Below are 12,689 nucleotides of genomic sequence, written 5' to 3' on the forward strand. Positions count from 1 at the left end.
GAAGAGCTGTCTCGGACGACCAATCCAAACTGGCGTTTTTGTATTTTTTCGATGCACGTCTTGTCGGCAGGGCCGACCTGATCGGCGTCGAGCCAGCGCGCTTCAGCATCGGTTACTGGCTCGCAGAAGCCCACACCGGGCGCGGCATTGCCACTGCAGCGCTGGACGCGCTGATCGATTTCGCTCGATCCAATAGCGATGCAGCAGAAATTTATACCGGTGTCACGCACGGCAACAGAGCCAGCGAGGCGCTGCTGGTGCGTTTGGGCTTCGAGCCAACTGACACATTTGACAGCTATACCCGATTTCGCCTCTCGCTCAGACGCGGTATGATCGATTGCGCAACCTGAACGTGAGAAGCCCGCACGATGGCTGAGATTCTATCCCTTTCCAAAGCCCGCAAGGCGAAGGCGCGTGCGGAAAAGGACATCACGGCCGAGGCCAATCGTCAGAAATTTGGCCGCACCAAGGCCGAAAAGCTCAAGAACGCAGGCGAAAAGGCGCGGGCCGATAAGCATATCGACGGACACAAGCGGGAAGAGTAGGGCAATCTTCGCGTTCGACCTATGGTGCGGCGTTAGCGGTATGTCGTGACATAGACGGAGGTACCGCGTCCTCCCTGACCGTATATTTCCACTTCTATGAAGACATCGCCATTGACGATATCGCGCGCGGCGCCATTAGAAATTTGCCCTCGGCGCAGCATGTCTTCCATGACGGCGCGATTGTCGGCGCTGGCAAAAAAGCTGTCACTTTCATCGCCGTCATGACGAATGCGGAAACGGTGATAATTGGCCCGGTCCTGGCGGATAATCTGCCAGGGCTGGGTCAGGCGTTGCCCGCTGGAATTGTATAGGTCCATGTCCCCGATATAGGCGACATAACTTTCCAGCAATTGCTGGCCACCGCCTTGGACGATGGCCGATTGCGAGAGGGCGGCATGCGTGCAGCCCAACATCATGACAAGTGCGGTCAGAACCGGCTTCATCTCTGCCTCCCTCAAGTCAGCAAGAGTGAACATCCAGTTCAAGTCATTGGCAAGATGACCGGGACTACCAATCCACCTGACAAACGGTCCCATCGGGCCCAAACTGCATGCTCTCGGGCGTGTATTGGAAGATCTCGAGCTTGACCCCGCTCGGATCGGCCAGCCAGCACTGCCAGGTGTGGTCGACCCCCAGTTTCTTGTCGGTCACCGAAACGCCCTTGGCCTTCGCATTGGCCATAAAGCCGTCAATGTCGTCGGTCTCGAAGCAGATATGGTTGATCTGGTTGGTTTCCTCGAACCGGCTCTCGCCCTTCTTGAAAACCTCCACAAAAGTGCGATTGCCGAAATCGAGGTAAAAGCCGATGCGGTCGTCACCGCGCCTGAAATCGAACTTGGGCGAGACGCCCAGCACGTCCCGGTAGAACGCCTCCACAGCGTCGAGGTCGCGGGCAAATATGCAGGTATGCGCCACCTGCTTGACGAGGGGTTGGGACACTATTCTCTCCTCCGGAATCTGCAAACTGGACAGTTCGCGCTAACATGTTAGGACAGACTGGGCGTTTAAGCCAGACCGAGGAGGACCAAATATGTCACGCATAGTGGTGATCGGAGCCACCGGCCACATCGGTACCTATCTGATCCCGCGGCTGGTCCGGGCAGGACACGAGGTGGTGGCGGTAACGCGCGGTGCATCCGAACCCTATCTGCCCGACAGCGCATGGAGGCGGGTCGAACGGGTCACGATGGATCGCACGGCGGAAGAGGCAAAAGGGGCCTTCGGCGCGGCCATCGCTGATCTCCAGCCGGACATCGTGATCGACAATATCTGCTTCACGCTCGACAGCGCCCGGCAATTGGCTGAGGCACTGAAGGGCAGGGTGCGGCACTTTCTGCATATCGGCACGATCTGGACACACGGCTTTTCAGAAGTTGTGCCCACACCAGAAGACGTCACCAAGCGTCCCTTTGGCGAATACGGCGTACAGAAGGCGGCCATCGAAGACTATCTGCTTGGGCTTGCTCGACGCGACGGCTTCCCGGTGACCATTTTGCATCCCGGCCACATTGTGGGGCAGGGCTGGTCGCCGCTCAATCCGGCCGGGCACTTTGATGATGCTGCGTTCCAGACCATTGCACGGGGCCAGACACTCGCGCTGCCCAATTTTGGCATGGAGACGGTGCACCACATCCATGCCGACGACATCGCCGTCCTGCTGATGCTGGCGATGGACAATTGGAGCGTGGCGGTCGGGGAAGCCTTCCATGCTGTCTCGCCCGGCGCGGTCACGCTTCGTGGATATGCCGAGGCCATGTATCGCTGGTTTGGCAAGGAACCAGCACTAAGCTTCCATTCCTGGGAAGATTGGAAAGCCATGCAGACCCCGGAAAACGCCGCCGCCACTTGGGAACACATCGCGCGCAGTCCCAATGCCAGCATCGAAAAAGGCCGTCGTCTACTGGGCTATGCCCCACGGTACACTTCTCTGGCCGCCGTGCAGGAATCGGTGTCCTGGCTATTGGGCAATGGAAAACTCGCGCTCTAGGAGACAAGGAGGGCGCCTTTTTTGCGCGTTCCCTCTTTTCACTGTCACAAGGCCCGTCTAGACAGGCACTCATACCCAAGAAGCATTCCGGGAAGGGCACGCATGTCTTCAATCATCCACGTCAATGGCCGCCAGATTTTCGATAGCCGCGGCAACCCGACCGTCGAAGTCGATGTGGTGCTGGACGACGGCAGCTTCGGCCGTGCCGCCGTGCCCTCAGGCGCCTCGACCGGCGCCCACGAGGCCGTGGAACTGCGCGATGGTGGTGCGCTCTATATGGGCAAGGGCGTGACCCAGGCCGTCGAGAACGTGAACACGACCATTGCCGACGAAATCCAGGGCATGGACGCACTCGACCAGCTCGCCGTTGACCAGGCCATGATCGACCTGGACGGAACCGCCAACAAGGGCAAGCTGGGCGCCAATGCCATTCTCGGCGTGTCCCTGGCCGTCGCCAAGGCCGCTGCTGAATCGAGCGAACTGCCCTTCTACCGCTATATCGGCGGCCCGAACGCCCATGTGCTGCCGGTGCCGATGATGAACATCATCAATGGCGGTGAGCATGCCGACAATCCCATCGACATGCAGGAATTCATGATCCTGCCGGCCGGCGCCAAGTCGATTGCCGACGCCGTGCGGATCGGCGCCGAGATCTTCCACACGCTGAAAAAGGGCCTGTCGGCCGAGGGCCACAACACCGCCGTGGGTGACGAGGGCGGCTTTGCTCCGAACCTCAAAAGCGCCGATGACGCCCTGGGCTTCATCATGCGCTCGATCGAGAAGGCCGGCTACAAGCCGGGCGAGGACGTCTTCCTCGGTCTCGATTGCGCTGCCACCGAATATTACAAGAACGGCAAATACGAGATGGTGGGCGAGGGCAAGTCGCTCTCCTCGGACGAAAACGTCCGCTTCCTCGAAGACCTCGCCAATCGCTATCCTATCATCACCATCGAAGACGGCATGGGCGAGGATGACTGGGATGGCTGGAAAGCGCTGACTGAAGCCATTGGCGACAAGGTGCAGCTTGTTGGCGACGACCTCTTCGTCACCAACACCCAGCGCCTCGTCTCCGGCATCAAGATGGGCGTCGCCAATTCGATCCTGGTTAAGGTCAACCAGATCGGCTCGCTGTCTGAAACCCTCAACGCCGTCGATACCGCGCACCGCGCTGGCTATACCTCGGTCATGTCGCACCGCTCGGGCGAAACCGAGGATTCCACCATTGCCGACCTCGCCGTGGCGCTGAACTGCGGACAGATCAAGACCGGTTCACTCTCCCGCTCGGACCGGCTGGCCAAGTACAACCAGCTGATCCGCATCGAGGAACAGCTCGGCTCCTCGGCCAAGTATGCCGGTTACTCGGTGGTCAAGGGCCGCTGATCGGTTCGCAAGACGTTACGCAAAAGCCCGGGAGCGATCCCGGGCTTTTTGTTATCCTCGGAGAGAAGATGACGAGCCACCGGACAAGGGAGATGCCGCCTCCGGCGAAATGTTCCGCTACTGAAACGCCGTCTCGGCAAAACTGCGCAATTTCCGCGAATGTAACCGCTCCGCCGGCTGGTCCCGCAATATCTCCATGGCCCGGAGTCCGATTTGCAGATGCCGGTTAACCTGCGTCCGGTAAAAATCTGAAGCCATGCCGGGCAGTTTTAGCTCCCCATGTAACGGCTTGTCAGACACGCAGAGCAACGTCCCATAGGGCACGCGGAAGCGGAATCCATTGGCGGCAATGGTCGCGCTCTCCATGTCCAGCGCCACGGCGCGGGACTGGCTGAGCCGCCGCGTGATCTCGGTCTGGTCGCGCAGCTCCCAATTGCGATTGTCGAAGGTAGCGACGGTGCCCGTACGCATGATCTTCTTGGTTTCCAGGCCCTCGGTCTGGGTAATCTCCTCCACCGCCTGCTCGAGCGCCACCTGAACTTCCGCCAGCGCCGGGATCGGCACCGACAGCGGCAGATCGGCATCGAGCACATGGTCCTCGCGCACATAGGCATGCGCCAGGACGTAATCTCCCAGTTCCTGACTGTTCCTGAGCCCCGCACAATGCCCCAACATAATCCAGGCATGTGGCCGCAAAACCGCGACGTGATCCGTGATCGTCTTGGCGTTGGACGGACCGACGCCGATATTGATCATGGTGATCCCGCGGCCGCGGTCACCCACCAGGTGATAGGCCGGCATTTGAGGCGTGCGCGGCGGCGGATTGCCAGTGACCCCGCCGCCTGTCAGCATATTGTCGGTCGCGACGTTGCCCGGCTCGATAAAGCGCTGATAATGTGGATGTTTCTCCGTCATCCAGCCTTTTGCTAGCCGGCAGAACTCGTCGATATAGAACTGGTAGTTCGTAAAGATCACGAAGTTCTGGAAGTGTTCGGCATCGGTGCCAGTATAATGCGCCAGCCGGAACAGCGAGTAATCGACTCGAGGCGCCGTGAAGGCCGATAGTGGGTAGGGCCCGCCGCGCGGCGGTACATAGGTGCCATTGGCGATTTCATCGTCGGTATTGCCCAGGTCCGGCGCGTCGAACAGGTCGCGCAGCGGTACATCCATGGCATTGATCGCCTTGCCATCGAGATGGTCATGCGGCCCGAGCGCAAAATGCAGCGGAATCGGCGTGTCCGATTCCCCCACCTCGATTACACCGCCATGGTTCTTTAGAATGACCTCGAACTGCTCCTGCAGATAGCCCTGGAACAGGTCCGGGGCCGTTACCGTGGTCCGATATATGCCCGGGCTATGGAGGTACCCATAGGGCAGGGTACTCTCGTGCTTTGAATAGCTGGTGGACCGCACTTCAACTTGGGGGTAGCAGGCGCGTACGCGACCAGCGGGGATGGTGCCCTTGGTCAACCCGTCGAGATGATTGCGGATGAAGTCGCAATTGCGGTGGTAAATATGGGCGATATGCGCCCAGGCCGCAGCCGGATCAGTAAAAGCTTGGGATTCCAGGCGTGGCGGGCTGAGTGTCGTCATTAAGGTGTCCCTCGGTGCCATCCCGCGGATCGGGTGGCGGTATGTTGGATTCGTCTCTTTCAATGCCCGCCAATATAGAGGGCACATGACGGCTTCTCAACGCGGAGCCGATTAGGGTCACGAACATTCACACTTCGGTGACCCGCTCTTTTCTCGCCGCAATTGCCCACCATCTTTCAATCAGTTCATCGGCATAGCAAACGACCCATGCAACCGATGAGCGGGAAGCGGTTTGCCGCTTGTCCCCCAAGCCCTCAACAGCGCGGTGGACCGCATCCCCTTGGAGGCCGCCCGGCAGCAATGCTGTGGCGGCCTTCATTTTGCTGGATAGGTGTCTTTCAGCTTCTGCACGGAGATTTCAACCAGTTCTCTTAGGACGCCGAGATCGACGTCGCTGAGCTTGTTCACATAGAGGCATGCCTTTCCCATGCGGTGCTTGCCAAGCTTCGCGAGCAGCGCTTCGCGCCGCGCATTTTCCTCGGGGAAGTATGTACCCATCAAATAGATGCTGAACGCGGCTTTGCGCGGGGCAAACCCCACAAGGAAGGCATCGCCTTCATGTCCGGTGGGATATCGGTAGTGATACTGGCCAAACCCGACCATCGTGCCCCACAGAACCGGCGGTTCCCCGCTGACTTCGCTCAAAAGTTCGATGAGCGCGTGAGAATCGGCGCGCCTCTGTTCACTTTCAATCCGCGCAAGAAACTCTCCGACATCACCAGTGTTAGGCTTGGTTTTCTGTTCGGGCATTTCCTCAACCCTCAATTCGGCAGGTAGTTCACCAGGATTTCCGGGTTCATTTCTCCATCGTAGCTGGCATCTACGGCATAGTGTACGAGCGCGAACGCTCCATCGCGAAACACCCATTGTCCAGAAGAACTGGCATCACCCAGCCCTCGCCACTTCGAAAACGAATCGATGCTCAAGGTCTCCGGATCAAACAGTGAATTCGCTAGGAGCCCGGTCGAGCTCATGCCGACGGTGGTGATCCCCTCAACTGCGCCGTCGAAATTGTCGTTCTCATATTTCACATCAAAGACTGGCTCAGCGAAGCCGACCATTGCCAAGCCCTCATACTCGCGCAGCAGATAATAGGCGTGGGTCTCATTATAAGCGCCCGACGAACAGAAGATGCGCACCAGGGTCACATCCTCCTTGTCTTCCTCCGCCCCCTCGCTCCAACTCGGTGCGTAGCTGAAGGTCCAGCTCTCGATCGGATCGTCTGGCGCGTAACCTGCGGCGGAGTGGCACCGCTCGCCAAAAGACAGGGCATGCAGCTTCTGCGCCCGCTTTTCCGGCGACGCTTCCTGCGACAGGACGGGAGACACGCAAGCCGCTATCAGCGGCAGCCAAAGCAATGGACGGATCATCCTTCATCCCTTATGTCGATGCACAAAAGCGGGTCCTCCGCCCGCCAATGGCAGTTAAACAGATCGAGGCCGACATGACCGCAAAAATCATCGACGGAAAACGCTTTGCCGAAGATCTGCGCGGCCGCATTTCCGGCCATGTTTCGCGCCTTAAGTCCGAACACGGCATTACCCCCGGCCTCGCAGTCGTAATCGTGGGCGAAGACCCGGCCAGCCAGGTCTATGTCTCGTCCAAGGCCAAGCAGACCGCCGAAGTCGGCATGAATTCGTTCAAGCACGAATTGCCCGCTGACACGCCGGAAGCGGATTTGCTGGCCTTGGTGCATCAGCTCAATGCAGATCCCGCCGTGCACGGTATCCTTGTCCAGATGCCAGTGCCCAGACACATCGACGCCAATAAGGTCATCGAGGCCATCGATCCGGCCAAGGATGTCGACTGTTTCACCCCCGCTAATGTCGGCAAAGTGCAAATTGGCTTGCCGGGTCCGGTTTCATGCACGCCCTTGGGCTGCCTGATGCTACTGCGAGACGAACTCGGTTCGCTCGAAGGCAAGCACGCCGTCATCATCGGTCGCTCCAACCTGGTCGGCAAGCCGATGATGCAGTTGTTGCTGCGCGACAACTGCACGGTCACCGTTGCTCACTCCCGGACGAAGGACCTGGCCGATGTCGTGCGCCAGGCTGACATTGTAGTGGCCGCTGTAGGTCGTCCGAACATGATCAAGGGTGACTGGATCAAGCCGGGTGCCGCGATCATCGATGTCGGCATCAATCGTGTACCGGCGCCAGAGAGAGGCGAGGGCAAGACGCGTCTTATCGGTGACGTTGATTTCGACTCGGCATCCAAAGTGGCAGCGGCCATCACGCCGGTGCCCGGCGGCGTTGGCCCCATGACCATAGCCTGCTTGCTGGCCAACACCATCACGACGGCGTCGCTGATCAACGGGCTTACCCCTCCGGGTGACCTGACAGCATGAACGACCTGACACACGATCCGGGCGGCAAGGTTCGCTTGCGACTCGGCGAGGGCGTGCGTGGTGACGCCATGATGAGTGAAGATGGTCGCTATCGCCAGCGCATGCGGCGCTGGCTGGGCGAAACCTTTCCGGATCAATACATCGTCTTTATCGGTATGAACCCTTCCACCGCCGACGCCACGGTGGACGACCCGACATGCGCCCGCGAGTGGAATTTTGCTCGCCGCGAGGGCTTCACCGGCATGGTCAAATGCAATGTCGGCGACTACCGCGCCACCCATCCCAAAATGTTGGTGCAGCCCGGCGTCGAGGCGGTATCGCCGGCAAACCTGCCAACAATCCGAGAAGCTGCTAGAGGGGCAGGGCGCGTCGTCCTCTGCCACGGCAAGCTCAACAAGGCGTTGGCGCCCGCGGGCCGGGAAATCGTTGCGGCGCTGCACGCGGAGGGCATCGACCTCTGGTGCTTCGGCACCAATGCCGACGGCTCACCCAAACATCCGCTCTATCTCAGGGCCGACACACCGCTGGTGCCATTTCCGGGATAGGCGGCAATTCCTCTCCCCCTCGGGGAGAGTGGCCCGGCGCAGCCGTGTCGGTGAGGGTAAGCCTACACAAGCTCGATGGATTTGCTTTCACCCCGCCAAATAGAACATCCGCGCGACCGTATGGTCCCGCAATGCCTGCGCGGGCAGCTTGCCGGTTAGGGCCGCCACCACCTGGGATGAGTCAGCCACTGCACTGGCGTCCACCACTACCCGGGAAAAAGCCGGTCGCATATTGCGCCGATGCTCCTCGAGCAGGTTGTAGAGCAGCGCCCGCACATCGGTGATACCGGAGCATGCGATACAAATCTCTCCATCGGCATGCCCGTGCCCCGAATTGGCCGGCAGCCGGATCAACGCGGTGTCGCGGTCGAGCGGCACCAGCTTGGCAGGATCGGAGATCAAGGTCACCGGGATCGGGTCAATGCGTGACATGGTTGTTACCGATTACTCCGCCGCTACTCGGCCTGGAATATAGTTCAAGATCGGCGCCAGCCAACGCTCGACCTCCTTCACATCCATGTCCTTGCGCTGCGCATAGTCCAGCACCTGGTCGCGTTCCACCTTGGCCACGCCGAAATAATACGAATCCGGGTGGCTCAGATAAATGCCCGATACCGATGAGCCAGGCCACATCGCATAGCTTTCGGTCAGGCTCACACCGACGCTATTCTCCGCGTCCAGCAGGCGGAACAGTGTGGTCTTTTCGGTGTGATCGGGCTGGGCCGGATATCCGGGTGCCGGGCGGATGCCCTGATAGGGTTCGCCCACAAGTTCGTCTGGCGACAGGGCCTCGTCCGGGGCATAACCCCAATAATCCTTGCGCACGCGCTCATGCATATATTCCGCCATGGCCTCGGCGAAACGGTCGGCCAGGGCCTTCACAAGGATTGACGAATAGTCATCATTGGCGCGCTCGAAGCGCTCGGCAATCGCGACTTCCTCGATGCCCGCCGTCACGACAAAGCCGCCGACATAGTCTCTTTTTCCGCTGTCCACAGGCGCCACGAAATCGGACAGGGCCATGTTCGGCTTGCCATCGCGCTTGCTCAATTGCTGGCGCAGCGTGAAGAAGGTGGCCAGTTCGCTCTGGCGGTCATCATCGGCAAACAGGCGCACATCGTCGCCCACGGCATTGGCCGGCCAGAAACCGAGCACGGCCTTGGGCGCAAACCACTTCTCGTCGATGATCTGCCTGAGCATTTTCTGCGCATCGGCCCAAAGGGCCCGTGCCGCTTCGCCTTGCTTTTCGTCATCCAGAATGGCCGGATAACGCCCCTTCAACTCCCAGGTCTGGAAGAAGGGAGTCCAGTCTATGTAGCGCGCCAGCTCTGAGAGGTCGAATTCGGTGAAGCTGCGCGTGCCCAGAAAGCTCGGGGCAGGGGGCGTATAGCCCGTCCAGTCGGGCTTGAACGCGTTGCTGCGGGCCGCTTCCAGCGGCAAGCGGCGCTTTTCGGACTCGGCGCGTTCATGTGCAGCGGCTGCCTTGGCATATTCGGCCCGGACCTGCTCGATGAACGTCGATTTGGTCTCATCGGAAAGCAGGTTCGAGACCACCCCCACGGCGCGGCTGGCGTCATTGACATGCACCGCCTGCCCACGCGCATAGCGCGGATGAATTTTTACCGCCGTATGCACGCGGCTGGTCGTCGCCCCGCCAATAAGAAGTGGAATGTCGAACCCTTCGCGCTCCATTTCCGAAGCAACATGTACCATTTCGTCCAGCGAGGGCGTGATGAGACCGGACAGGCCAATTATGTCGACATTCTCGGCCTTGGCAGTGTCGAGGATCTTTTGGGTCGGTACCATGACACCGAGGTCGATGATCTCGTAGTTGTTGCAGCTCAGCACAACGCCCACGATGTTCTTGCCAATGTCGTGGACGTCACCCTTGACTGTCGCCATCAGCACCTTGCCCGCGCTCTTGCGGCCGGCGGCATCGCCATTGGCGTCCTTTTCAGCTTCCATGAAGGGCATGAGATAGGCCACGGCCTGCTTCATCACGCGGGCCGACTTGACCACCTGAGGCAGGAACATCTTGCCCGACCCGAACAGGTCCCCCACCACATTCATACCAGCCATCAAGGGGCCTTCGATCACATGTAGCGGCCGCTCGAAGGTCTGCCGCGCTTCTTCAGTGTCAGCCTCGATGAATTCGGTCACCCCATTGACCAGCGCATGAGTGATGCGCTCGCCCACGGGCAATTCGCGCCAGCTCATATCCTTGGCCTTGCCGGCGCCACCGCCCTGGCCCTTGTAGCGTTCGGCCAGGTCCAGCATGCGGTCGGTCGAATCCGCGCGCCGATTGAGGATCACGTCTTCGCAGGCGTCACGCAGTTCCTTGTCGATGGTCTCGTAAACCGCCAGCTGGCCAGCATTGACGATGCCCATGTCCATGCCATTCTGGATGGCATAGTACAGGAAAACCGCATGCATCGCCTCGCGCACCGGCTCATTGCCGCGGAACGAGAAGCTCAGGTTCGAAATGCCGCCCGAAATATGGACATGGGGCAGGCTGTCGGTAATTTCCTTGGTCGCCTCGATGAAGTCGACGCCGTAGTTATTGTGCTCCTCTATGCCTGTCGCCACGGCAAAGACGTTAGGATCGAAAATGATGTCCTCAGGCGGCAGGCCGACGACCTCTGTGAGGATCTTGTAGGCGCGAGTACAGATCTCGACCTTTCGCGCCTTGGTGTCCGCCTGCCCGGTCTCGTCGAACGCCATCACAACAACGGCGGCGCCATAGGCCTTCACCAATCTCGCATGATGGATGAACGCCTCTTCGCCTTCCTTGAGCGAGATGGAATTGACCAGCGCCTTGCCCTGCACGCATTTCAAGCCTGCCTCGATGACCTCCCACTTGGAGCTGTCGATCATCAGCGGCACCTTGGCGATGTCGGGTTCTGCGGCGAGCAAGTTGAGGAACTCGATCATCACCTGCTGGCTATCGATCAGGCCCTCATCCATGTTGATGTCGATGACCTGTGCGCCATTGGCCACCTGGTCCCGCGCCACATCCAGCGCGGCGGTGTAGTCGCCCGCCGTGATCAGTTTGCGGAACCGGGCCGAGCCCGTGACATTGGTACGTTCCCCAATGTTTACGAACGGGATGTCCTTGGTGAGCGTGAAGGGCTCCAATCCGGAGAGGCGCAATAGCCGGTCGGCACTTGGCACCTTGCGCGGCGCATAGCGTGCGGCGGTCTCTGCAATCGCCCGGATATGGTCCGGCGTAGAACCACAGCAGCCACCAACAATATTCAGCAGGCCTTCGCTGGCAAATGTCTCCAACTGCCCGGCCATCTGCTCCGGCGTCTCGTCATAGGCACCCATCTCATTGGGCAGCCCGGCATTGGGATAGGCGCAGATAAAGGTATCGGCGACCGAAGAAAGCTCGGAAATGTGGTCCCGCATCAGATCGGCGCCCAGGGCACAATTGAGCCCGATGGTGATCGGATTGGAGTGCCGGATCGAATACCAGAAGGCGGTCGGCGTTTGGCCGGAGAGGGTGCGGCCGCTGAGATCCGTGATCGTGCCTGAAATCATGATCGGCACATCGATTCCGCGCTCTTCGAATAGCCTCTGCGCGGCAAAGATACCGGCCTTGGTGTTGAGCGTATCGGTAATGGTCTCGAACAGCAGCAGGTCCGCGCCGGCATCGACCAGACCACGAATGGCCTCGCCATAGGCCTCGACCAGCTCGTCGAATGAAATGGCCCTGTGTCCGGGACTGTTGACGTCCGTGGACATGGACGAGGTCTTGTTGGTCGGCCCAAGCGCACCAGCCACAAACCGCCGGCGCCCGTCCGTCTCCTCGGCCCGGATGGCCGCGCGACGCGCGCACAGCACGCCGTGGTAATTGATGTCGTAAACGGCCTCTTCGCAGGCATAGTCCGCCTGGGCCACCGAAGTCGCCGAGAAGGTATTGGTTTCGACGATATCAGCCCCGGCCAGATAATATTCGAGGTGAATGTCCTCGATCATTTTCGGCTCGGTAAGCACCAGCAGGTCATTATTGCCCTTGAGCGGGTGGCTCCAATCCCTGAACCGCTCGCCCTGAAAGTTCTCTTCCGTCAGGCTTAGACGCTGGATCATCGTGCCCATGGCGCCGTCAAGAATCAGGATTCGCTCCTCCATGGCGCGCGCCAGAGCGGTGCGGACTTCCTGCCAGTCGGGGATGATGGGCGTATCGGAGATCTGATCGGGGGAGGGGCTCATCGCCGTCCTCACTTTCTTGCAAGTCGAGGGCACTCTATCAGCGCTGCGTCATCACATAAAGATATCTTTATATCAGTCAA

General features: G+C 59.8%; 13 protein-coding genes. 6 read left to right on the forward strand and 7 right to left on the reverse strand.

The window, feature by feature from the left end; genetic code table 11:
* Positions 1-29: 29 nt before the first annotated feature.
* Positions 30-350 (forward strand): GNAT family N-acetyltransferase, encoded by a 321-nt coding sequence (locus GO014_RS19490; RefSeq protein ID WP_343030835.1) that lies wholly within the window; start codon positions 30-32, stop codon positions 348-350.
* 18 nt (positions 351-368) lie between these two features.
* Positions 369-545, forward strand: a complete 177-nt coding sequence (locus tag GO014_RS03655) for a DUF4169 family protein (protein WP_116590402.1) — start codon at positions 369-371, stop codon at positions 543-545.
* A 32-nt stretch (positions 546-577) separates the two neighbouring features.
* Here GO014_RS03655 and GO014_RS03660 read toward each other — a convergent pair whose 3' ends face one another.
* Together GO014_RS03660 and GO014_RS03665 are read right to left on the reverse strand one after the other, a co-directional pair.
* Complete coding sequence (locus tag GO014_RS03660) at positions 578-988, reverse strand: hypothetical protein (protein ID WP_157289146.1); 411 nt, start codon at positions 986-988, stop codon at positions 578-580.
* A 64-nt stretch (positions 989-1,052) separates the two neighbouring features.
* Positions 1,053-1,484, reverse strand: a complete 432-nt coding sequence (locus GO014_RS03665; RefSeq protein WP_343030749.1) for a VOC family protein — start codon at positions 1,482-1,484, stop codon at positions 1,053-1,055.
* Between the two features lie 91 nt (positions 1,485-1,575).
* On the opposite strand from GO014_RS03665, the gene GO014_RS03670 reads away from it, so the two are divergent.
* Both GO014_RS03670 and eno read left to right on the forward strand, forming a co-directional pair.
* Positions 1,576-2,532: an NAD-dependent epimerase/dehydratase family protein gene (locus tag GO014_RS03670; RefSeq protein ID WP_157289148.1), complete on the forward strand. Its 957-nt coding sequence runs from the start codon at positions 1,576-1,578 to the stop codon at positions 2,530-2,532.
* Between the two features lie 102 nt (positions 2,533-2,634).
* The gene (eno, locus tag GO014_RS03675) at positions 2,635-3,912 is read left to right on the forward strand and encodes a phosphopyruvate hydratase (RefSeq protein ID WP_116590399.1); all 1,278 of its coding nucleotides are present in this window, start codon (positions 2,635-2,637) and stop codon (positions 3,910-3,912) included.
* Positions 3,913-4,029: 117 nt separating this feature from the next.
* Here the strand turns inward: eno and GO014_RS03680 are convergent, their stop codons facing one another.
* The 3 genes from GO014_RS03680 to GO014_RS03690 all read right to left on the reverse strand — a co-directional run bounded on the left by GO014_RS03680 (position 4,030) and on the right by GO014_RS03690 (position 6,875).
* Complete coding sequence (locus tag GO014_RS03680) at positions 4,030-5,505, reverse strand: AMP nucleosidase (protein ID WP_157289149.1); 1,476 nt, start codon at positions 5,503-5,505, stop codon at positions 4,030-4,032.
* A gap of 315 nt (positions 5,506-5,820) precedes the next feature.
* Positions 5,821-6,255, reverse strand: coding sequence for a DUF1801 domain-containing protein (locus tag GO014_RS03685; protein WP_157289150.1), 435 nt, complete (start codon positions 6,253-6,255; stop codon positions 5,821-5,823).
* Positions 6,256-6,266: 11 nt separating this feature from the next.
* Entirely contained in the window at positions 6,267-6,875 is a 609-nt protein-coding gene (locus tag GO014_RS03690; protein ID WP_157289151.1) for a DUF1176 domain-containing protein, read from the reverse strand.
* A gap of 74 nt (positions 6,876-6,949) precedes the next feature.
* Between GO014_RS03690 and folD the strand changes: the two genes are divergently transcribed.
* Both folD and GO014_RS03700 read left to right on the forward strand, forming a co-directional pair.
* Positions 6,950-7,852, forward strand: a complete 903-nt coding sequence (folD, locus tag GO014_RS03695) for a bifunctional methylenetetrahydrofolate dehydrogenase/methenyltetrahydrofolate cyclohydrolase FolD (RefSeq protein ID WP_157289152.1) — start codon at positions 6,950-6,952, stop codon at positions 7,850-7,852.
* Positions 7,849-8,397, forward strand: coding sequence for a DUF1643 domain-containing protein (locus GO014_RS03700; RefSeq protein ID WP_157289153.1), 549 nt, complete (start codon positions 7,849-7,851; stop codon positions 8,395-8,397). Before folD ends, GO014_RS03700 begins: the two co-directional genes overlap by 4 nt.
* An 87-nt stretch (positions 8,398-8,484) precedes the next feature.
* Here the strand turns inward: GO014_RS03700 and GO014_RS03705 are convergent, their stop codons facing one another.
* Both GO014_RS03705 and metH read right to left on the reverse strand, forming a co-directional pair.
* Positions 8,485-8,829, reverse strand: a complete 345-nt coding sequence (locus tag GO014_RS03705) for a hypothetical protein (RefSeq protein WP_157289154.1) — start codon at positions 8,827-8,829, stop codon at positions 8,485-8,487.
* Positions 8,830-8,841: 12 nt separating this feature from the next.
* Complete coding sequence (metH, locus tag GO014_RS03710; protein ID WP_157289155.1) at positions 8,842-12,609, reverse strand: methionine synthase; 3,768 nt, start codon at positions 12,607-12,609, stop codon at positions 8,842-8,844.
* Between the last annotated feature and the right edge of the window lie 80 nt (positions 12,610-12,689).

This window comes from Devosia marina, assembly GCF_009758415.1.
Taxonomy (GTDB): Bacteria; Pseudomonadota; Alphaproteobacteria; order Rhizobiales; family Devosiaceae; genus Devosia; species Devosia marina.

Coding starts and splice junctions, on each gene's coding strand:
- GO014_RS03705 (WP_157289154.1), bottom strand. CDS start 8,829: ATGTCACGCATTGACCCGATCCCGGTGACCTTGATCTCCGATCCTGCC.
- GO014_RS03660 (WP_157289146.1), bottom strand. CDS start 988: ATGAAGCCGGTTCTGACCGCACTTGTCATGATGTTGGGCTGCACGCAT.
- GO014_RS03690 (WP_157289151.1), bottom strand. CDS start 6,875: ATGATCCGTCCATTGCTTTGGCTGCCGCTGATAGCGGCTTGCGTGTCT.
- GO014_RS03670 (WP_157289148.1), top strand. CDS start 1,576: ATGTCACGCATAGTGGTGATCGGAGCCACCGGCCACATCGGTACCTAT.
- GO014_RS03685 (WP_157289150.1), bottom strand. CDS start 6,255: ATGCCCGAACAGAAAACCAAGCCTAACACTGGTGATGTCGGAGAGTTT.
- GO014_RS03680 (WP_157289149.1), bottom strand. CDS start 5,505: ATGACGACACTCAGCCCGCCACGCCTGGAATCCCAAGCTTTTACTGAT.
- metH (WP_157289155.1), bottom strand. CDS start 12,609: ATGAGCCCCTCCCCCGATCAGATCTCCGATACGCCCATCATCCCCGAC.
- GO014_RS03700 (WP_157289153.1), top strand. CDS start 7,849: ATGAACGACCTGACACACGATCCGGGCGGCAAGGTTCGCTTGCGACTC.
- folD (WP_157289152.1), top strand. CDS start 6,950: ATGACCGCAAAAATCATCGACGGAAAACGCTTTGCCGAAGATCTGCGC.
- GO014_RS03655 (WP_116590402.1), top strand. CDS start 369: ATGGCTGAGATTCTATCCCTTTCCAAAGCCCGCAAGGCGAAGGCGCGT.
- eno (WP_116590399.1), top strand. CDS start 2,635: ATGTCTTCAATCATCCACGTCAATGGCCGCCAGATTTTCGATAGCCGC.